General features: G+C 68.1%; 19 protein-coding genes. 13 read left to right on the top strand and 6 right to left on the bottom strand.

Annotation, left to right across the window (positions count from 1 at the left end; genetic code table 11):
• Window positions 1-691 precede the first annotated feature (691 nt).
• Entirely contained in the window at window positions 692-853 is a 162-nt protein-coding gene (locus tag OHA25_RS07095) for a hypothetical protein (protein ID WP_327586786.1), read from the top strand.
• 5 nt (window positions 854-858) lie between these two features.
• Here the strand turns inward: OHA25_RS07095 and OHA25_RS07090 are convergent, their stop codons facing one another.
• Window positions 859-3,735, bottom strand: a complete 2,877-nt coding sequence (locus tag OHA25_RS07090) for an AfsR/SARP family transcriptional regulator (RefSeq protein ID WP_327586785.1) — start codon at window positions 3,733-3,735, stop codon at window positions 859-861.
• A gap of 397 nt (window positions 3,736-4,132) precedes the next feature.
• On the opposite strand from OHA25_RS07090, the gene OHA25_RS07085 reads away from it, so the two are divergent.
• From OHA25_RS07085 to OHA25_RS07045, 9 genes are all read left to right on the top strand, one after another.
• Entirely contained in the window at window positions 4,133-4,267 is a 135-nt protein-coding gene (locus OHA25_RS07085; protein WP_327586784.1) for a hypothetical protein, read from the top strand.
• A gap of 390 nt (window positions 4,268-4,657) precedes the next feature.
• Window positions 4,658-5,650 carry a hypothetical protein gene (locus tag OHA25_RS07080; RefSeq protein WP_327586783.1) on the top strand — a complete coding sequence of 331 codons (993 nt, stop codon included), beginning with the start codon at window positions 4,658-4,660 and terminating at the stop codon, window positions 5,648-5,650.
• On the top strand, window positions 5,647-6,750 hold the full coding sequence (locus tag OHA25_RS07075) for a JmjC domain-containing protein (RefSeq protein WP_327586782.1): 1,104 nt from the start codon (window positions 5,647-5,649) through the stop codon (window positions 6,748-6,750). Before OHA25_RS07080 ends, OHA25_RS07075 begins: the two co-directional genes overlap by 4 nt.
• A gap of 8 nt (window positions 6,751-6,758) precedes the next feature.
• Complete coding sequence (locus OHA25_RS07070; RefSeq protein ID WP_327586781.1) at window positions 6,759-7,982, top strand: arginase family protein; 1,224 nt, start codon at window positions 6,759-6,761, stop codon at window positions 7,980-7,982.
• Window positions 7,979-9,265, top strand: a complete 1,287-nt coding sequence (locus OHA25_RS07065) for an MFS transporter (RefSeq protein WP_327586780.1) — start codon at window positions 7,979-7,981, stop codon at window positions 9,263-9,265. Before OHA25_RS07070 ends, OHA25_RS07065 begins: the two co-directional genes overlap by 4 nt.
• Window positions 9,266-9,476: 211 nt before the next feature.
• A complete protein-coding gene (gene rsgA / locus OHA25_RS07060; RefSeq protein ID WP_327586779.1) occupies window positions 9,477-10,295 on the top strand; it encodes a ribosome small subunit-dependent GTPase A in 819 nt (272 codons plus the stop codon).
• Window positions 10,296-10,470: 175 nt separating this feature from the next.
• A complete protein-coding gene (locus tag OHA25_RS07055; protein WP_327586778.1) occupies window positions 10,471-11,058 on the top strand; it encodes a lysine-specific demethylase in 588 nt (195 codons plus the stop codon).
• Between the two features lie 5 nt (window positions 11,059-11,063).
• Complete coding sequence (locus OHA25_RS07050; protein ID WP_327586777.1) at window positions 11,064-11,663, top strand: 2OG-Fe(II) oxygenase; 600 nt, start codon at window positions 11,064-11,066, stop codon at window positions 11,661-11,663.
• 188 nt (window positions 11,664-11,851) lie between these two features.
• Window positions 11,852-11,983, top strand: coding sequence for a LuxR C-terminal-related transcriptional regulator (locus OHA25_RS07045; protein ID WP_327586776.1), 132 nt, complete (start codon window positions 11,852-11,854; stop codon window positions 11,981-11,983).
• Window positions 11,984-13,048: 1,065 nt separating this feature from the next.
• On the opposite strand, the gene OHA25_RS07040 is transcribed toward OHA25_RS07045, so the two are convergent.
• Window positions 13,049-13,864 (bottom strand): aminoglycoside 3'-phosphotransferase, encoded by an 816-nt coding sequence (locus OHA25_RS07040; RefSeq protein WP_327586775.1) that lies wholly within the window; start codon window positions 13,862-13,864, stop codon window positions 13,049-13,051.
• 270 nt (window positions 13,865-14,134) lie between these two features.
• Entirely contained in the window at window positions 14,135-16,303 is a 2,169-nt protein-coding gene (locus OHA25_RS07035; RefSeq protein WP_327586774.1) for an MMPL family transporter, read from the bottom strand.
• A 112-nt stretch (window positions 16,304-16,415) separates the two neighbouring features.
• On the opposite strand from OHA25_RS07035, the gene OHA25_RS07030 reads away from it, so the two are divergent.
• Both OHA25_RS07030 and OHA25_RS07025 read left to right on the top strand, forming a co-directional pair.
• Window positions 16,416-17,102 (top strand): response regulator transcription factor, encoded by a 687-nt coding sequence (locus OHA25_RS07030; protein ID WP_327586773.1) that lies wholly within the window; start codon window positions 16,416-16,418, stop codon window positions 17,100-17,102.
• Complete coding sequence (locus tag OHA25_RS07025; RefSeq protein ID WP_327586772.1) at window positions 17,102-18,214, top strand: sensor histidine kinase; 1,113 nt, start codon at window positions 17,102-17,104, stop codon at window positions 18,212-18,214. The genes OHA25_RS07030 and OHA25_RS07025 overlap by 1 nt, the downstream gene beginning before the upstream one ends.
• A gap of 393 nt (window positions 18,215-18,607) precedes the next feature.
• On the opposite strand, the gene OHA25_RS07020 is transcribed toward OHA25_RS07025, so the two are convergent.
• Genes OHA25_RS07020 through OHA25_RS07010 form a run of 3 tightly spaced genes read right to left on the bottom strand, consistent with a single transcriptional unit; the run spans window position 18,608 to window position 19,965 of the window.
• A complete protein-coding gene (locus OHA25_RS07020; protein WP_327586771.1) occupies window positions 18,608-19,447 on the bottom strand; it encodes a CNNM domain-containing protein in 840 nt (279 codons plus the stop codon).
• On the bottom strand, window positions 19,447-19,599 hold the full coding sequence (locus OHA25_RS07015) for a CNNM domain-containing protein (RefSeq protein WP_327586770.1): 153 nt from the start codon (window positions 19,597-19,599) through the stop codon (window positions 19,447-19,449). Before OHA25_RS07015 ends, OHA25_RS07020 begins: the two co-directional genes overlap by 1 nt.
• A 15-nt stretch (window positions 19,600-19,614) precedes the next feature.
• Window positions 19,615-19,965 carry a transporter associated domain-containing protein gene (locus OHA25_RS07010; protein ID WP_327586769.1) on the bottom strand — a complete coding sequence of 117 codons (351 nt, stop codon included), beginning with the start codon at window positions 19,963-19,965 and terminating at the stop codon, window positions 19,615-19,617.
• 44 nt (window positions 19,966-20,009) lie between these two features.
• Between OHA25_RS07010 and OHA25_RS07005 the strand changes: the two genes are divergently transcribed.
• A complete protein-coding gene (locus OHA25_RS07005; protein ID WP_327586768.1) occupies window positions 20,010-20,390 on the top strand; it encodes a transporter associated domain-containing protein in 381 nt (126 codons plus the stop codon).
• Window positions 20,391-20,447: the final 57 nt, after the last annotated feature.

The following is a 20,447-nucleotide window of genomic DNA, read 5'->3' as shown; positions in this document are numbered from 1 at the left end:
TTGGCGCGGTAACGGACCAGGGTCTTCGAAGCGCCGAGCCAGCGTGCGGTCATGGCAAGATCCATCTGCCGACGCGACCGGCATCAGCGCCGATCTTGTGGACGTCCCGGAGGCGGTGACCGTGCGCTCCTACCGTCAGAGCTGGACGCCAACGCTTGGCCTGGGCTATGGAACCATCATCGACCGCATGCTTCCGGTTGCCGGGGAGAGCAGTCAGCCTGCGGCGTGGGTTCCCTTGAGTCACGATTGGGAAGGTTGTTCCCGCAGGATCGGCAACGAATTCGCCGCTACGCGGAGCGGCTGGCCCGCATCCGATCAGAGGCGGGTCACTGACGACGACGCTGGCGGGCAACGCCTCGTCGGTGACGACGAATCAGCTGAGGGAATGCGCCACCGGGCGTTGGAGAGGTAGAACACCATTCTCGAAAGCGGATCTAAAGCGCCTTTGTTTAGGGTTGTCTTGCGTCTGGCCCCGAGCAGGAGGTGTGAGTGGCGAAGCTCCTGATCAGCCTGGCGTTGGCGTGATGACCGTGGCTGGTTCTCTCGCCGAGCTACGCCGATGACATCGACCCCGACTGTGTGCCCGGCGGCTACGGGGACGGGATTGTCCTGGACCTGGATGGGCGGCGGAGCAGCGAATGGGACGCGCCCTTCGGGGTGATCCGGCAAGACGAACGACTATGGGGGAATCATGCGAAAGATCCTGGTCACCATTGGCCTCGTGGCTGTGATCGCGGTGGGATCCGTCACCCCGGCCTTCGCCGTACGTGACCCGATCAAATGCGATCCAGACTCTCCTCCCAGCGAGTGCGACATGAGCTGGACGGGCGATCCGCCTCCGGCGGAGGACTGAGCCGGTCAGCGATGGCGGGCGAGGGCCTCCGCGGTCTTCGCCCGCCATCGTTCCGCCTTCATGGCGGTGAACAAGGCGTGCGCCTCCTGCAGGTGGGCCACGGCCGCCGGATCCTTCTGCTGCCCGAGCAGCAGACCGAGAGAGAGCCTGGCCCGTCCCTCGATGTGGCGCTCACCCAGTTCCTGTGCCAACTTCAGGACCCGTGACAGTGCCACCCGGGCAGGACTGGCCTGGCCTATGGCCGCCTTCGCCTCACCGATCCCGTGCAGGACATATGCCTCGCCGATCCGGTCGCGCATGGCTTGCGCAATGGTCAGAGCTCCTTCGAATGCCGCCAGCGCTCGCTGCGGGTCGCCACGTCGCAGGGAGAGTTCGGCGAGGCGGTTGAGTGCTTGAGCCTCGCCCCGCTGCACGCCTTCCCCTCTGAAGATCTCCAATGCCTGATCGAGCAGAGGCTCGGCCTCCCCCAGTCGATCTTCTTCGAGGTGGATGGCCGCGATGCTCACCAGGACATGGCCTTCCGCGGCCCTGTCTCCCACCTCTCCAAGTAGGGGGAGCGCCTGTCTGTACCTTTCGAGCGCGGCGGCGAGATCGCCCCTGACCCGTAAGGACAAGGCCAGGTTGCGCAGCGACAGAGCCGTGCCGTGCACCTCGCCGATCTCCTCGAAGACGTCGATCGCCTGGAGCAGCAGAGGTTGCGCCTCGCTGTAGTGCTGCTGGAAGTTGGCGAGCGTGCTCAGCGAGTACATCATCGCTCCCTCGCCACGTCGGTTGCCTGCTCGTCGGCATGCCTTGAGGGCGATCTCGGTCACGGTACGCCACTCGTCGTAGTACCCGTGGGTCTCGAAGAGGGTGATGGCCGTCATCGCGATGTTCCAGCAGAGCTCGTCGAGATCGTGCGTCGCTGCTTGCCGTACGCTCGCCAGGAGCGTCGGCCGCTCGTCGTCCAGCCACCCGAGTGGGTCGTTCCCGAAGAGCGCGTCGGCCAGAGCAGCGTCTTGGGAAGCCTCGACCGCCTTGCCCCGGAGAAGCGTGAAGTGGCCGCCGTAGTAGCGCTGGTGCGCCTGATCTGTCAGGGCAAGGAAGCCGGTGCAAGCGCGCTCGACCGCGGCCCGGCGTTGCCCCGGGCTTTCGTCGGTCATCGCGCGCTCGCCCGCGTAGACCCGTACTAGGTCATGCATGAAGAACCTGTCGCCCCTGCGGGTCAGCAGTGACGCGTCGACCAGTTCGTCGAACGCGCCGTCAGCGTCGTCGCCGCCGAGCAACCTGGCGCCGAGCCAAGAGGCACTCTGCGGACTGCCGAATTGCCCGAGCCGCCGGAACAGCATCTGGGCCTTGAGCGACAGGCCGCGGTAGCTGACGTCGAGGCTGGCCCGCACGTCGAGGCTAGCCTGTACGTCGAGGGCGCCGTGGCTGAGCACGTCCAGCATGTGGCGGGAGTCGCCGAGCAGGTCCACCAGCGTCTGAACGGCCCATTGAGGCCGTACGGCCAGACGCGCCCCCGCGATGCGCAGCGCAAGGGGCAACCCGCCGCACTGCTCGGCGAGCGTTCTGATCGATGAGGGCTCCAGAGCTGCGCGATGCGCGCCGATGTCGTGGATGAGCAGCTCGACCGCGCCTTGCCCGTCAAGGACATCGAGGCGGATGACCTGCTGCTCGGGCAGCCCGATGGGGCGATGGCGGCTGGTGACCAGGACGGCGCAGGGCGCGCCGCCCGGCAGCAGCGGCCAGACCTGCTCGAAGGAGCCCGCGTTGTCGAGCAGGATCAGCACCCGGCGACCCGCGATCGTGGAGCGGAACAGGGCGCCTCGTTCCTCCGTCAGATGCGGCACCGTGGTGACGCCTAAGGCGCGGAGGAACCGGCTCAGGACGTCGGTGGACTGGAGCTCACCGCCTTGCAGGTCGATGTAGAGCTGGCCGTCCGTGTACGCCGATGCCAGCCGGTGGGCCGCCTGCAGCGCCAGCTCCGTCTTGCCCACGCCCGCTCTGCCGACGACAGCGGCGATGGGTAACGTGGCCCCGGCTCGCTTCTCGTCGAGCAGCGAGCCGATGCGACGCAGCTCGACGTCGCGCCCCGCCAGGCGTGAGATCACCGGAGGCAACTGCCTGGGGATCGGCGTCTGTCGTGTCGTCGTGGGAGGACTCTCGAGTTCGGCGTCCTGATTGAGGATGGCCAGCTCGACCCGCCGGAGCTCATCGCCAGGCTCCAGACCAAGCGTGTCGAGCAGCATCTCCCGGTAGGCGCGGAAGACGTCGAGCGCCTCGGCCTGTCGCCCTGAGCGGTAGAGCGCGAGCATGAGAAGGCCGTGCAGCCGCTCGCGCAGCGGATTGTCCCGCACCAGACCACGCAACTCGGCGACCAGCAGCTGGTGGCGCCCCGCGGCGAGTTCGAGCTGGATGCACTGCTCGTGGGCGAGCAAGCGGCGTTCCTGCAGGCCGTACGTGATCGTCTGGACGAGATCGCTGCGCACGTTGGACAGCGCGGGGCCGCGCCATAGGGCCAGCGCCTCGCGCAGGGTCCTGGCGCCCTGCTCGGGCTCCTCCCGCTGCGCCCTGTCGGTCAGCTCATCGAAGTCGGCGAGGTCGAGCTGTCCTTGCCCGACCCTGATCAGGTATCCGGGTGGTTTGGTGATGAGGAGGTTGTAGGGCTGCGCGACGTCGCCGAGCGTACGGCGCAGCTGGGACACCCGGATCTGGATCTGGTTGCGGGCGGTCTCCGGCGGCGTCTCGCCCCAAGCCGCCTCGATCAGCCGGTCAATGGGGACGGCCCGGCCGGCGTCGAGCAGCAACATGGCCATGACGACACGCTGAAGGCTGCCTCCGAGGTGAAGCTCGATCCCGTCGCGTTCCACACTCAGCGGTCCGAGAATCTTGAATTGCATGATCGCCTCCGCCCTCGGATCCTGCCAGGGCGGGATTGCAGACCGCTTAATGTCGATCTGCCACCCGGCACGAGCCACGTCGGCGGGGGCGATCAGGTCAGATCAGCCCGTACGTCGGCAATCTGATTTCATCGACGGCGGTGAGGTCGCTGATGCGATTCGTACGACCCGGCCCACGCGGATGTGGACGCGGCCATCGTCCTTCGGCGAGATTCCCTGCTGCGTCAGGCACTCAAAAGCGCCCGTAAAGCGAATCGATAGCGACGAAAGCTACGTTTGCCGCAGCGGTTGATCCCAGCTGATCAGCGACCCGGGTGATCGCGCTCTTGTCCCACTGGTTTGCGGAGGTCGAAGTGGGCGATTGCCGAGCCTCCCACGACAACAAGAGAGGAGCATCATGGAAACGCCATCACGTAACGATTCGAGTGAGGTTCTGGTCGACATCTCGGACATCATCGTGTCCGAGGAGTCGGTTTCCGCCTCGCAGGGCCGGCAGCTTTGGATGCGGCCGGAACAGGATGTCGGCCACTGATTTGTGTGCCATGACAAGTCTACGGCCTGGCCGGAAGCCAGATGGAGAACTCAGGCTTCCGGAAATAGCAGCCGTGCTTGTCGCGTCCTAACCGGAGAACCGATGTCCGGCAGGGACATCATTCAAGATCAGTGAAGGACGCCTTTCGAGGTGTTCGGCGCCGATGGCGCAAGATCTTCTTCCGTCTGCCGTGAAGGAATAAGGTCTTGCGCCTACCGGCCACGTAGACTTCCGGAGGTCTGAGACGTGCTAGACGAAGGGACGTGGCGGGAGCTCTGCGAGCAGGGTGGGCCAGGATTCATTGAGCGCGTGCACATCCCTGGCCTGATCAGCGGGCCGGACGTCATCGCAGATCTCCTCTTGGAGGCTATTCGGGCCGCTACCACCAGAGTGGACGACAACGATACAGATCTGCCCACAATGAGAGCGTTTCGAGGGGCGTGCCTTGACTACGACGCCACCGAAAAGCTGATGTCGGGAGCGTTTTCCGGACGATCTGATATCCATGCCTGGCTTTCGGAGTGCGGCGGTAAGGACGACATCTGCCTGGCGGTCAATGGGGTGGAGTCATGGCATGTCGAACTCGCCGAGCTCCTTTACACCCGCTTCATCGTTCCGCTCGAAGCGGCAGGTGTTCCCCTGACAAGGGGCGTCGACTGGTATTGCTTCGTGGCCAGCAGCGGCACCACTCCGTTCGGGGTGCACACCGACGCGGAACCTTCCTTTATTTTCAACCTCGGCCCGGCGACGAAGACGGCTTGGACCTGGCCCCAATCGAGTCTGTCGGTGCTCAGCCACGGGCGCCCAAGGACGCTCGATTCAGCGCCCCTGCTACCGGCGGCAGACAGTGTCTGCCTTGCGCCCGGCGATTTCTTACTGATTCCTGCGGGGATGTATCACATCTTCCGCAATGACGGCCCATCGATGTTCTTGGGGCTTACGATATATCCAGAAGACCCTGAGCAGACCGCGACGGACGCGTTGCTTCACCAAATGCGCCGTCGACGGGGGCCGGGCGTAAGCGCGATAGACGCTTTCCGCGATGTTCTCAAAGACGACAGCGTCGAACTGGCCGTGAAGCGGCAAGCGATGCTGCTTCGTTCCAGCGGGTACGGCTCACCGCCGCGCTTCCCCAGCAGATCCACAGATCAACGTCCACCTTACATAGTCACACGCCTACCGATCGTCATGGCAGGCCAGAGCGTCTTCGCCTTGGGGAAAGAACTCTCCCTCGATCTGGGTGGGTTGGCTGATCTGCTGAAGCCCGGGGCCCTCGTCGGCGCCGACGAGCTTCGAGATGCGGCCACCACGCCAAAGCTGCAAGCCGCTGTGCAGGCATTGATCCGCGTGGGCGTCCTTCAGAGCATTGGGACACCATCATGACATTGTCCTGGGACACCATCGTCGACGCGCTGGGCGGGGAGGCTGTCTGGCGCAAGTCGTTCGGCCATGAATTCCTGACCGGCCGGATCTCGCAGGAATCCGCCTGGCGGGCGTCGCTCGGGTGGGGCGTCATCGACCAAATCATGAAGACGACCACGATCGAACCGTTGATGATCCGGTTGTCTTCCGACCCGATCGCCTATCCGGGCAGCTACATCAGTACGCGAATCGACGGCGGAGACATCGTCCACCGCAATTGGCGATACGGCCCCATGATCGAGTACCTCCGCTCGGGTGCGACTCTCGTCGCCAACAGAGCCGACCGGATACACGTGGGCCCGGCCCGCATCCGGGAGCAGTTCGAGTACTTCGCCGACGACCCGGCATGGGTGAACTGCTACGCCTGCTGGAGCACGAAATCAGCGTTCGGCCGCCACTCGGACGGTCACCCTACGGTGATTTTCCAGGCCGAAGGCAGCAAGCGCTGGCGGATCTGGGAAGGCACGGGACCCGACGCGAAACTGATCGAAGAGGCGGACATGCACCCCGGAGACGTGTGGCATGTCCCGCGGGGATGGGATCACGAGGCCACCGGCATCGGGCCGAGCCTCCACTGGACGTTCGGCGTGCACGTATCCACTCCCGAGGACCTCACGAGGACCGCGCTGGATGCGTGGAGCAACAGGACCGGCACCGACCGGACGGGCGATGACGGTGTCGCGCTCGACTCCCTCATGACCGCTCTGGCCGCGGATGTGCATCGAGCGCGGGAAGTGCGTTCCGCGCAGTCGCTCGAAAGGCGTGAGGGCCTGTCGCTTCCCTGGTCGGTGCAGAGCGTTTCCTACGCGGGCACCAGTCTGAGGTGGGCGGCGCGATTCCCTCCGCTGGTCGAGTTCCGGGACGAGGCGATCACGATCGAGAGTCTCGGTGTCCGGCTCAACATCGATGGCCGTCTCGGTCCGTGGGTGAAGGAGTGGTCGGCAGGGCGCGCGACTCTGCGCGAGGACACGAAGGGCATCCCTCTGACCAACGCCGAGCTCGACTCGGCTCTCGACTCGTTGGTCCGAGCCGGGCTGCTCCTGGTCGAACAGGTGGCGTGAGTCATACCATGACGAGCGAGAGGCTGGCCGAGGCGCCGTGGGTGCTCAACCCAGCGTTTCGGGTCCAGGGCAGCGAGCTGGTCAATCAGGCTGAAGGCACCCGGCTCACCTTGACTGCGCCCCTGCGGGAGTTGTGGGAACGTCGTGATGCCGCCCCGGCGGTCCACCTGACGCAGCAGGCCGAGGAGGCTCTGCGCAAAGTCCGGCTGATCGTGCCGCCGGGCGCGTCGGCGGCGGCGATCGACGGGCTCGCGCGGGCAGCCAAGACCACGTTGTCCCTGCCCTCGGGTGCCAAGGCTGGCGCGGCCGTATGGGGATTGATCGGAGCGCCACTGGACCTGGGAGGTCCTCCCGGACCTCGGCCCAAGGACGCCGTCCCCGTGGTCCGTGACGCTCTCTCACGCCGGTTGCGGCTTCTCGACCAGCCGACGGCTTGGTCATGGACGCTACGCGCCAGGCCGGGCGAGGGATTGCCCGGTGTCGCAGATCATGGCGACCTCCTGGTCAATCCTCAGACCGACACGGGGGTGATAGCCCATGAGCGGCTGCGAGCCCTGGTCTGCACCGTCCTGGCACAAGGTCACCGGCCCCTGGTGATGGGCGGAGACCACTCGGTCAGCTATCCCGCCATCAGCGCGGTCGCCGGCACGTACCCGGCGCTCCGTGTCGTTCACTTCGACGCGCACGCCGACCGGCGCCCGATCGGGGATGCGGCCACGGCCGACTGCGGGAGCTTCGTCAGCTGGGTGCTGTCCGAGCACCCCCAGCTGGAGTGGCTCACCGTCGGGGTTCGCGGAGTCGATCCCCACGTCGACATGGCCGCCAGCCCTCAAGAGGAACAGGTCTCCTACCTGACGGCCGACGAGGCCTGCGCGCCGGACGCGGCCGAGAAGATCGCGCAGTTCTGTGATGGGCGGCCGGTTTACCTCACGGTCGATATCGACGTGCTGGATCCGACGTACGCTCCGGACGTGGTCTACCCCTCCTACGGAGGTCTTGACCCGGCCACTCTGACGGCTCTGGTACGGAGCGTCGTCGGCTCTGGCCGGCTGGTCGCGGCCGACATAGTGGAGGCGTGCCCCTCGCAGACCGGCCGTCACCTGGCGGCCAGACGCCTGGCTGACCTGGTGGTGGCCGTTCAGCTGGCGGAGGCCGGGCGAACCCTGGCCGACCATGACGAAGAGCCGAGGCAGAACTCGATGATGAACGACCTCGCTGGAGGACGCGCATGACTGACGCCCACGCCGTATCCGCTTCGCCCCTGTCCTCGCCGCTGTACAGGGTCTACCTGGCGGGGCAGGCGGTCTCGCGGCTGGGGGATGGCGTCGTCTCGGTCACCTTCGCATTCGCCGCCCTCGCCGTCGCGCCTGACGGCCGGGGCATTCCGATGGTGCTGCTGGCCCTGTGGCTGTCGAGGTTCGTCTTCATCGCCCATGGAGGCAGCCTGCCCGATCGCATCGGGCGGCTGCCCGTCATGTTCGGGGCGGATGTCGTCCGCCTCGCCGCCCAGATATTTCCGGCGCTCACCTTTGCCCTCGGGCACGCGCAGCTATGGCACCTAGTGGCATCCGCGGCGGTCTACGGCGCGGCGACCGCCTTCTTCATGCCGGGCGCGGTCGGGCTGCTGCCTGACCTGGTCGACTCCACCCAGCTTCAAAAGGCCAACTCCTGGCTCGACGTCGCCGGCAACACCGGAAGGCTGGCCGGGCCCGCGCTCGCGTCGCTGCTGGTGGTGGTCGGAGGTGTCCCGCTCGCGCTCTTCTTCGACGCCGCCACCTTCGTCATCTCCTTGATCTCGCTGGCTTGGCTGTGGCGGCTGAGCCCGCGCCGGCATGAACCGAAGGCCGGAGCCGCCAAGGGCGCCAGGAGGGAACGCGTGCGCTTCCTTGACGCGGTGCGCCTCATGCCGCGCCTACCGCTGATCCTGGGCGCGATCCTCGTCTGGGTTCCGACCCAGATCGGCTTGGCTTCAGTGAGCGTGCTCGGGCCGATAACCGTGCAAGACAGGTTCGGAAGCATCGAGCAGTGGGGTGTCATCGTGACGTTCCTGGCCGCAGGCGGGCTGCTGGGAGCGCTGGTGAGCGGGCATGTGCGCGTCGAATGGCGCGGGCTGCTCATCGTCACCCTGCTGGTCGTGTCGATGCCGGTGCAGTTGATCGCCCTGGCGTACGGGCAGGACATCATGGTGATCGCGGTAGCGATGTTCCTGACGAACCTCGCATCGGGAGTCGCCGGCGTGGTCTTCGACACCCTGGTGCAGCTTACGGTCCCCAAATCGATGCTCTCGCGGGTGGGGTCATTCGAGACCACGATGACCACCGCGATGGTCCCGCTGGGTTTCGCGATCGCGCTACCGCTGGCGAATCTGGTGGGGCGAACGGCGTACCTGGTCGGGCTGGCGGGCGTCATCGTAGCCACCGCCGGTGCGGTGCTCGTCTGGGCAATCGCGCGTTCGGGACTGCGCGATCCGTACGTCGAGGACTCCGCCGGGGACCTGGCAGGCCACAATGCCTGACTGGACGTACGGGCTCGCGGCGCTCGGCTGGCCGGCCGGAGTCGCTTGGCCGCGCCGGGACACGGTACCGGCGCGGATCGCCGTCGTGCACGGAAGCGTCACGGAGGCCTGCGTCGTCGACCCGGGCAGCGAGGCCGGCTGGGTTCGTCATGCCGGCGTCAGGCTCAGTGGCACGCTCGACGTCACCCCGGTCACCGGAGACTGGATCACGATGCTGGGCGAGGAGGTCGTGGAGGTCCTGCCGCGCCGTACGTTGCTGACGCGCCCCAGCCGGAGCGCACGAGGCGTGCAGATCCTTGCCGCGAACGTGGACACCGTCGTGGTGACGGTGCCGGTCGATCGAGGACTCAACCAGAAGATGGCCGAGCGGCTGACGGTCATGGCCTGGGACAGCGGCGCTGTGCCCGTATTGGCCCTCACCAAGTGCGACGCATGCGTCGATGTGCCGGAAACGATCACCCAGGCGCGGCCCCTGGTGCCGGGGGTGGAGGTTGTGGCCACCAGCTCGGTCACGGGCGAGGGGGTGGAACGCCTGCGAGAGCTCATGGGCCCTGGGACGACATCGACTCTGCTCGGCGCCAGCGGCGTAGGGAAGACGTCGTTGCTGAACCTCCTCGGCGATCACGACGAACGTGTCGCCGCCGTCGCGCGAGATGGGGAAGGCCGCCACACCACGACCACGCGGCGGCTGCATCCCGTGACGGGCGGCGGCGTCCTGATCGATCTGCCCGGTATCCGTGCGCTGGACCTGTCCGCCAGCCAAGAAGCGATCACCGATGTCTTCACTGAGATCGCCGAACTGGCCGAGGGATGTCGTTTCTCGGATTGCACCCACGAGCACGAGCCGGGCTGCGCCGTACGGCATGCGGTGGGAAGCGGTCAGATGCCGAAGCGCCGGCTGGACGCGTGGGATGCCATTCAGCGGCAGATGGCGCATGAGGCACGAAAGAACGATCCGATCGCACGGGCGGCCGAGAAGGCGAAGTGGAAGGCAGTGTCCAAGGGAATCAGGAGACGTGAGCGTGGCTGAATCACTCACATACCCCTTGCCCGAGCGCGCGGAGGCCGGGGGACGGGAACCGCTGGTTGTCAGGCAGGAAGCCAGGGAATGGCCGCTGACGAGATCGGTCCGCAGCGGCGAATTCTTCACACGCTTTCAGGCGCAAGTGGTAGGTGCCACGCGTAAGGGCAGCGAGGACCGGTCGATGACTCTCGGGGAGGCCATCGAGCTCAACAGCGGCTGCGACAAAGCCGATCCGTGGTACATCTGCTGGAACGTTCACGACAACCGCGATGAACTGGTCGGCGAGCTGCCCCTCGCATTCGAATCCTGGTACGACTGGCTGCCCGACTCCGTCCGTCCCGCGTGGACCTGGATATTCGTCGGTCCTTCTGGGACCGGTACGTCACTCCACCTGGACACGATGGGCAGCTCGGCCTGGAACGCGCTCATGAGCGGTGTCAAGGAGTGGCGCATCATGTCACCCCAGCGTTCGGTGCAAGCCGGCCTGCTCAGCGAAGCCGTGGCGGAGACGCTGCCGGACGTCGGAGATTTCGAGTACACGTGCACCCAGCAGCCCGGAGATCTGCTGTTCGTTCCCGGGGGATGGGCGCACGAGGTCGCCAACATCGGAGACACCATCTCCATCACGGGAAACTTCGTCAACGCCGCCAACATCCACACGGTGCAGGCGACGCTGGCGAGAACCAAAAACGAGACGTGGCGCGAGATCACGAGACGCGTGCGATTGGCCGCCGCGCAAGCGTCCGGACAGCGGAAGGGACAAGGATGAGCAGCGTGGCCACCGCGCTTGGGCGACGATTCGTCGTGATCGACAATGCGCTGCATCAGGACGCCTTCGACGCATGGGCGAAGGAAGAGCGGTCGGTGAAGCATCGGCCCTCCTTCAGCTCGATCGACCCGGTATTCGACGGGGTGGCATTCCACGCCGACTCCTCTTTCGCCTCGGCAAAGGTTGGCGACGACCATGGCGAAGCGGTGAAGTCGGCCATTCGGAAGGGGCTTGAAGCCCTGGATCTGAAGCTCGCGGACTGTGAGCATTTCAGGTTCTGGAGATACGGCCGAGGCTCCGGATTAGGCTGGCACGACGACGGGCGCGGCCGCGGCGCGGCGTTCACGCTGTACCTGTCGAGCGAGTGGCGAGCGACGTGGGGCGGCGAACTCGAGCTGTTCGACTGCTCGGTGGACGAGGTGCCCTGTGTCGAGCTTGACATCCCCAAGGACCTGATGAACGCGCCCATGCCGGCTACGTCCATAGCGCCGCGGCCGAACCGGCTCGTGGTGATGGTGGCCGGTACGTTTCACCGGGTCAGGAAGGTGGAGGCGAGTGCTGGGGACAATCTCCGGCGCTCGATCACCGGTTTCCTGGCTCCGTAGCACGAAGCGGCAACGGCCCGTCGGCGGCGGCATTGCCGCGCGGCCGCCCTGCTCGGTGTCCCGCCTCCGGCCGGGTGCCCCCGGGCGGAGGCTGCTGTGGGGGTGGAGTTCGGGTCGCTGGTTGGGGCCGATCCCGCCGATCTGGACCGTCTCACCAAACGTGTCGCTGAGCTGAGTGAGAGCGCGAAGTGCTCACCCTCATGGCGCAGGATCAGGGCAATGCCGACATCGCCGAGCAGCTGATGATCAGCGACAATGCCGTGCACAAGCACATTGGCAGCATCACCAAGAGCCAGGATTCGCGATCTCATGTGCCCTGATAGGCATCGGGTTCATGGTTGGTGCCGTCGCGCTTGCCATCTACGACCAGCGCGATAAGTGAGACGCCTGACGGCAACGAAGACGGCAACGGCCCCGAACGAAGCCAGATCAACTCAGCCGGATACACCAGCGCATTCCGTGGCGGGAGCCGTAGGACACGGCCGTTGATCGTGCTGATAAGGAAGAGGTCTCAGGCTCAAGTCCTGGTAGCCCCACAGATTTGACCAGTTCAGAGGCCGTTTCCCGGATGATCGGGAGGCGGCTTTTGATCGTTTGTTAGCCATTCGTTAGTGGGAACGGCCGCGACCAGGCGGGTGATCTCGTCGAGGGCCATGTTCCAAAGCCGGGTTCGGGTCGGCTCCCGGGGTGGGCAGGAGGCGGACGCGAAAGGCGGAGGGAGCGGTCTGGACGATCTGGAAACGTTCGATGCCGGGTACCCGGTCCAGCAGCGAGGCGAAGGCGAGCGGCCACAGACGGACGTACTCGCCGTCAACAGCCGAAGGGAAACTGAGAGCGTCAGAGACCCGCCCGTGTACGCGCACCGCAGGAAGCGGGTTCCCGCAAGGGCAGGGATCCGACCGCGAGGAGGCTGCGGCGGCCCGGGGACGATATCGAGGCGGCCGTCGTGATCGACAGGGGAAGGGTGATCATGGTGAGGAGGACGGCCGCGGTGTTGCGGCGAGTTGTGATCATGGTAGGAGTGAAGGAAAGCCGTGCTGGGCCCGACATGCCCGAAAGACCAGCTTGTGTCCTTACTTGCGTCAGGGCGACGGTGTGCTCATCGTCGTGGCTCCCCAAGGTTTCGCTCGCCGGCCACGGCCCGGTCGTGGAAGGGACGCAGCCCGATGCCGGTGTCGGCGCGGGTGAAGGCGTGGCAGCCGAGGGCGTTCTTATCTGGACAGCCGGGCGGACCCTCGGCGGCCCGGCCGGTGGTACGCGATCTACGGCGGCCTGCCCCCGGCACTGGGGGCGGCTCGTTCGCCCCGCTCCGCCCTGTACCCCACGAGCTCTCGACGACCTGGCCGGCGGCCTCGGCCGCACCGTCATCTGAGAGGTGTGGGCGGTCACGCCAGGTCGTAGAGCAGGCGGTAGTAGGCGATGCGCTCTGGGTCGGGGTCGATCCCGTAGGCGTCGTACAGGATGCCCTCGAAGCCGGGGCCGTAGTCCCATCCGAGGCTCCACGTCGCGACCGCCAGGTCCGCCCACCGGTCGGCCACCCCGAGCGAACCCAGGTCGACGTGCGCGGCGAAGGTGCCGTCGTCGTCCAGCAAGGTGTTGGGGGCGCAGGCGTCCCCGTGGCAGACCACGAGCCGGTCGATCGCGGGCGGTTCGCCGAGCCGCGCCCGGGCCTCGGCGAGCCCAAGATGCCGGTGCTCGGGGGACCAGTCGGCCGGTCCCTCGCCGTCGGCGATGCGCTCGTCGGCGCGGACGAGCCGCCGCTCGACGCTCCAGTCGAACGGGCATCCCTCCGTCGGTAGGGCGTTGTGGAGCAGACGCAGTCCACGGCCGATCGCGGCCGCCGCGGTGGCGGGCTCGGCCTTCCACCGGGGCTCCACCGCCGACCGGCCGGATACGGCCGCGGTGAGCAGCCACGCACCGTCGGCGTCGGTGCCGTGGTCGAGGAGCGGCGGGACGCGCACCCAGCGCTGCGCCCAGGCCAGGCGCTCGGCTTCGCCGGGCAGGTCGATCTCAGGGGTGCCGGTGGCGATCCACTTGACGTATCTGGTGCCGTCACTTCCGTCGTCCAGGCGGAAGGTCAGGCCGCCGAGCTCGTTGCGCCACACGGGGGTGATGGCGGCGTCACCGGCGAGCGTCGTGACGATGCCGGGGACGGGCACCGGCCCGGACGGAACCTCAGTGATGGCGGGGCGGCTGCTCATAAGATCATGACCCTGCCAGGGGACGGCCCCGCCGCCAAACGGTTTACCCAGCGCTGGTCGCAGCGGTCGGCGGCGGACGAGCTAGTGCTGAGGGCCCGGTTGAGCAACCGGTGACGGTGACCGCGGTGTCCCGGACCGTCGCGCCGATAACCCTCAGGTCGGCGGTGCCGTCCGCGACGGTGATGGAGATCGCGAGCCGGGGCAGGTACGGCCCCGGGCGCCGCGAACCCTGGCCACCGCCCGCACGGGCGGTGGCCGTATCGCTGTCCATCAGCTGACGGGCTCGGGGACCCGCTCGGGGTGTTCGTCTCGCAGCGGCGAGGGATCGACGCGCAGCAGGCGGGCCGCCAAGCCCGGCAGCCACCAGTTCCACCGGCCCATCATCGCCACGACGGCGGGGACCAGGACGCCGCGAATGAGGGTGGCGTCCAGCAGGATGCCGAGCGCCAGGCCGCTGGCGAAGACTTTGACGTCCAGTTCCGGGGTCATGGCCAGGGCGGCGAATGAGATGAACAGGATCAGCGCGGCCGAGCTCACCAGCCGCCCGGTGCGGCCGACGCCCTCCACGACCGCCTGGCGGGTGTCGCCGGACTTGTCGTACTCCTCGCGCATCCGGGCCAGGATGAACACCTCATAGTCCATGCTGAGCCCGTACAGGAACGCGAAGATCGTCAGGGGGACGAACTCGCCGATCGAGCCGGTGGGCTGGATGTCCAGGATCTCCCGGGTGCCCCAGCCGAACTGCCACAGCAGCACCATGGCGCCGATCACCGCGCCGAGCGAGAGCAGATTGAGCGCGATCGCCTTGAGCGGCAGCAGCAGCGACCGGAACGCCCGGGCCAGCATCACGAACGTGACCAGCGCGATCAGCGCCAGCATCCACGGGAAGGCTCCGTAGGTGTGTTGCTGGAAATCCATGCTCTGCGCTGCATTCCCGCCGACCCGCACGTCGTCCTGGGCGGCGGCGCGGACACGGGTGATGGCGGCCTCGCCGGCCGCGGTGCCGTTCTCGGCCGCCGGCAGCACCGCGATGACCGCGGTGCTGTCGCGCCGCCAGGCGGGCGTCTGCGGCGCGAGCACGGTGGCCACGCCCTCGACTCGCTTGATGCGCTCGACGGCGGCCGCCGGGTCGCCGGTGACCAGGGCATCGATCGGCGTGATCGAGCCGGCGGGCAGGCCCGCCCCGGTGAGCGCGGTCAGGCCCTGGTGCCCCGGCCCGGTCATCAGCAGGTTCCGGCTCTCAGGCAGGCCCAGATTGACGCCGAGCCCGGTCAGCGCCAGGGCCAGCAGCAGGCCGCCGGAGACCAGCGCCGCAGGCCAGCGCAGCCGTACGACGCCGCGCGCCCAGGCCGACCAAGCCCGCCCGGCGTCGGCCTCTCGGGCGAAGCGCCGGCCCGTCGCGGCCCGGCGATCCAGCCGCTGGCCGGTGAGCGCGAGCAGCACCGGCAGCACGGTCAGCGTCGCGGCCACGCTCACCGCGGCGATGATCATGCCGGCGATGCCCAGACTGCGCAGGAACGGCACCGGCAGCACCACCATGGTCACCAGCCCGATGGCCACCGCCACGCCGCTGAACAGCACCGCGCGGCCGGCGCCCGCCATGGCCCGGTGCACCGCCTCGTCACCGCGGTGGCCGTTGGCCTGTTCCTCGCGCCAGCGGGCGACCAGCAGCAGTGAGTAGTCGACGGCGATGCCGAAGCCGAGCAGCGGCATGGTGGTCAGCGCCACGTCGTGCACCGTCATCACGAGCGTGAGCAGCAGGATCACGATGAACGATCCGAAGATCGACAGAACCGAGATGAGGATGGGGACGAGCGCCAGCATCGAGCGGAACACCAGGAACAGCACGACCACCGCAGCGAGCACGCCGATGCCGATCTTGGCGGACACGTCCACGCCGCCCGCGTCCACGCTGGGCGCGAGCGTGTCCAACCCGGTGACGTGCACCTGGGTGCCGGGCGGCAGGTGCGGGATCATCGCCGCGACGATGATCGGGCTCTCGTCGGGCGTCTCGCCGAGCCCGCCGCCCGGCGGGCTGCCGTCGGAGTAGGTGCCGGGATACACCAGGCCGAACGTGGTGCGGCCGTCGGCACCGACCAGTCGTGGGTCGCCGGTGTCGGCAAAGGACACGACGCGGGCCTGCGGCAGCTTGGCGGCCACCGCGCCGAAGGCCCTGCCGATCGCGTTCTTGCTCGCGTCCGCGCGCTGCCCCTCCGGCAGGACCACGACCGGGACGAACGGCCGCTGGTAGCCGCCGTTGCCGTAGATCCGAACGATCTCCTGGTTGGCGTCGAAGGCGGGCATGCCCGGGTGGGCGTACTCCTCGGACAGGCGTTGGATGGCGATGGGGGTGGCGCCCATGCCGAGGAAGAACGCCAGCAGGGCCAGCATTGCGACCAGTCCCTTGCGTCGCAGAACGAAGGCCGAGAGTCTCTCCATGGCGCCCAGTGGATCAAAACGATCTTCAGCCGCTGTGGGGCCGTTCTTAGACGCTTCTGTGAATCGCCGAGCTAGGTGGGATCTTCTTCGCTGGGCGGGTGAGACTGGGCACGTGAGCCGCATCCTTGTCGTGGACGACGAACCCTATCTCGCCGATCTTGTCGCGACCGCCCTCAGGTACGAAAGATTCGAGACCGCGATCGCCGCCACCGGCGCGGCGGCGGTCGCCATGACCGACTCGCTCCGGCCGGATCTCATCGTGCTGGACGTGATGCTGCCGGACGTGCTGGGCACCGAGGTGTGCCGCAGGATCCGGGCCGCCGGGGTGGAGATCCCGGTGGTGTTCCTCACCGCGCGGGACGCGACCGAGGACAAGATCGGTGGGCTGACCGTGGGGGGCGACGACTACGTCACCAAGCCGTTCAGCCTGGAAGAGCTGATCGCCCGGATCCGGGCGGTGCTGCGCCGTACCAAGCAGGCGGAGCCGGACAGTAGCCTGCTGAGCTTCCAAGACCTGGTCATCGACGAGGACGCCTACGAGGTACGGCGGGACGGCGCCCTGCTCGACCTGACCCCGACCGAGTTCAAGCTGCTGCGCTTCCTGGTGGCCAACGCCGGCCGGGTGGTGACCAAGCGGCAGATCCTGGACCACGTCTGGGAGTACGACTTCGGCGGCAACGACGGCGTGGTGCAGACCTACATCAGCTACCTGCGCCGCAAGGTGGACCTCGTGGACCCGCCTCTCATCCACACCGTGCCCCGCGTCGGGTACGTCCTGCGCCTGCCCAGGGAGACCTGATGTCGCTGCGAGCCCGCCTGGTCGCCACCGTGGTCGGCCTGTTGGCCCTAGCACTGGGCCTGGCGGCCGGGGCGACGTTCGGCGCCATCCAGGACTGGCGCGGCCCCGGCAACTCCCGCCTGCTCGCCCTGAGCACCCCGCAGCAGCTCATGGCCGCCACCGACGAGCTGTCCGAGCGGGTGGCGTTCGTGCTGATCGGAACTTCCGGGTTCGGGCTGGCCTGCCTGACCCTGCTGGCCGCCCACTTGATCCGGGGCGGGCTGCGCCCGTTGGACCGCATCGTCGAGACCGCGGCGGCGATCGGCGCAGGGGATTTCGGGCGCCGGGTCGAAACGGCTCAGCCGGGCACTGAGGTCGGGCGGCTCGGCGATGCGCTCAACGCGATGCTCGGCCAGATCGAGGACGCCTTCCGCCAGCGGCAGACGTCGGAGGAACGGCTGCGCCGCTTCGTCGCCGACGCCTCCCACGAACTCCGCACCCCGATCGCCACCATCCGCGGCTACGCGGAGCTGTTCCGGCGCGGCGCGGCCGTGCGCGAGGACGACCTGGAGAAGGCGATGGCCAGGATCGAGGCCGAGGCGACCAGGATGGGCTCCCTGGTGGACGAGATGCTCCTGCTGGCCCGCCTCGACCAGGGCCGCCCGCTGGACCGCGCGCCCGTCGAGCTGACCGAGCTGGCCGCCGACGCGGTGGCCGACACGCTGGCCGTCGATCCCGATCGGCCGCTGTCGCTGGATCACGACGGGCCGGTTTGGGTGACGGGCGACGCCGCCCACCTCCGCCAGGTGATGGGCAACCTGCTAGCCAACGTGCTCCACCACACCCCCGCGGGCACCCCGGCGGCCCTACGCGTCGGCACAGCGGACGGCCACGCGCTGATCGAGGTCGCCGACCAGGGGCCGGGGCTGGACGAGGAGCAGGCCGCGCTGGTCTTCCAGCGCTTCTACCGGGAGGACCACCGGCACGGGAACGATACTCGCCGCGGCGGTGCCGGTCTCGGCCTGTCCATCGTCCAGGCCGTGGTGACCGCGCACGGCGGTGAGGTGTCAGCCCACTCCCGCCCCGGCACCGGCGCCACGTTCCGCGTACGCCTCCCGCTCCGCGAGCCGTAGGCCCGCCGGGTGGGCTCGGCAGCGGAACCCACCGCTGCCGCATCGCGTTCCCGTGGAACAGCACGCTGCCCGCGTGGGGCTGCGACCGTTATCCTCCGAACGGCCCGGGGCGCGTAGCGGGCCCGAAGGATCGTCGCGAACCTGCCATCGTCCAATTAGGGATCCAAAGGCGGCGCCTGTTGCCTGCGCGGAATCGGCGTTCGGGCGCGGGCCGCGGGGATGCAGACTGGGAGTTGCCATCGCCGTGGAGGAAAGCGTTGTGGTTACGTGCATGAGGGCGGGCCTGGGCGGGCGCTGATTCGCCTTCCCGCCGTGCTGTTATGGCTGCTGGTGTGGGCGCTGAACGTGTATGAGTTTCTCCTGGCGTTCTGAACCGAGGTCAGGCAGCTGGGGTCAGGCGGGCACTAGCAGGGTGGTCAGCAGGTCGTCGAGGCTGACGATGCCCGCAGTGGCCCCGTCGTCGGCGCGGATGAGGGCGATCTGGCTGCGGGCGGCACGCAGCCGGGCGACGGCGTCGGCGACGGAGGTGCCGGGCGGCAGCGCCGGGATCCGGTAGGCGAGCTGGGCGGCCGTGACGTCGGTGCCGCGTTTGCGGGCCAGGTAGGCGTCGCGGATGTGCACCACGCCGGCCGGATCGGCAGGGCTGCCGACCAGCAGGCGGGAGCGCTGCGCGCGCAGGCAGGCGTCGATCACCTGCTGGGCGGTGGCGGCAGCGGGCACCGCGATGATCTGGCCGGGCGGGATGATCAGCGGGGTGATGTCGGCGTGGGTGGCGCGCAGGGCCTGACTGAGCACGGCGTGGTCGTTGGCCTCGATCAGCCCGAGCCGGCGAGATTCGGCCACCAGGTGCTGCAGCTGCTCCGGCGTGCGCGGGTTGGCGCCCTCCTCGCGCGGGCGCACCTTGACCAAGCGCAGCAGGCCATTGCTGACCGCGTTCAAGGCGCTGATCAGCGGGCGTACCAGCAGGGTGAAGGCACGGAACGGCAGCGCGAGGAGGGTGGCCGAGCGTTCGGGGTGAGCGATCGCCCAGGATTTCGGTGCCATCTCGCCGAGCACCATGTGCAGGAACGTCACGACGGCGAGCGCGATGACGAACGCCACCGCGTGCGCGGCGGCCTCGGGCAGGCCTACGGCGTGAAAGAGCGGGGTGAGCGTGCTGGCGATCAGCGGTTCGGAGACCACGCCCAGGCCGAGTGAGCACAGCGTGATGGCGAGCTGGGCGCCGGCCAGCATCAGTGACAGTTCCTTGATGCCGGCCAGGGCGGCGGAGGCCGCTCTGCTGCCGCTGGTGCAGCCCTTTCCAGCCGGTGGCGCTTGGCGGCGACCAGGGCGAACTCGGCGGCGACGAAGAAGCCGTTGCCGACCAGCAGGACCAGGGTCAGCATCAGGCCGATGGACGTTCACGGCTGTTCCTCGCCTTCGCGGCCGTCGTGACCGTCGTGGCCGTCGTGGCCGTCGTGGCCGTCGTGATCGTCGGGCCGGTAGGGGGTGAGGCGGACGCGTTCGGGGACGTGCCGGTTCAGCGTCAGCACCTCGATCCGGGCGTGTGTGGCCGCGCTCGAGTCGAGGGTGGCGGGCAGTTCGGTGGTGACGACGTCGCCGGGGACGGCGAAGCGGCCGAGCCGGTGCAGGATGAGCCCGGCCAGGGTGTCGTACTCGTCCTCGTCCGGCAGGTTCAGATCGGTCTCCAAGGCGGTCTCGTCGATACGCAAGGAAGCGTCCAGCTCCCAATCGTCGCCGCGCCGCAGCACACGCGGCGCCTCAGCAGTTCGCCCTCGTCATCGACGAGCATGGTGTGGCCGGCGGCATCGTCACCCTGGAAGACCTGCTCGAAGAGGTTGTCGGCGAGATCTACGACGAGACCGACCGCGACACCATCGACATCCGGCCAGAAGCCGACGGCAGCATACTATTGCCCGGCAGCTTCCCCATCCACGACCTGACAGACCTCGACGTCCACCTCGAGACCCGCCCCGACGGCGACTACACCACCATTGCCGGTCTCGTTCTCGCCCTGCTCGGCCACGTGCCCGCCGCACCCGGCGAGAGCGTCACCGCAGGCGATTGGCAGTTGCAGGTCGCAGCCGTTGACCGCCACGCCGTTACCCAGGTCCGCATCCACGCCGCTTCTGCCACCACACCCGACCACCCTTCGGCCTCTGAACAACCGGCCTGAACGCGCCCGTGCCCGCGCCGCATGCCCCGTGGTGTGAGCGGGGAGGGACCGTTCCCG

Origin of the sequence: Nonomuraea sp. NBC_00507 (assembly GCF_036013525.1) — a bacterium.
Taxonomy (GTDB): domain Bacteria; phylum Actinomycetota; class Actinomycetes; order Streptosporangiales; family Streptosporangiaceae; genus Nonomuraea.
Note: the sequence above shows the minus strand (reverse complement) of the source record. Positions and strands in the feature narration are given on the sequence as shown.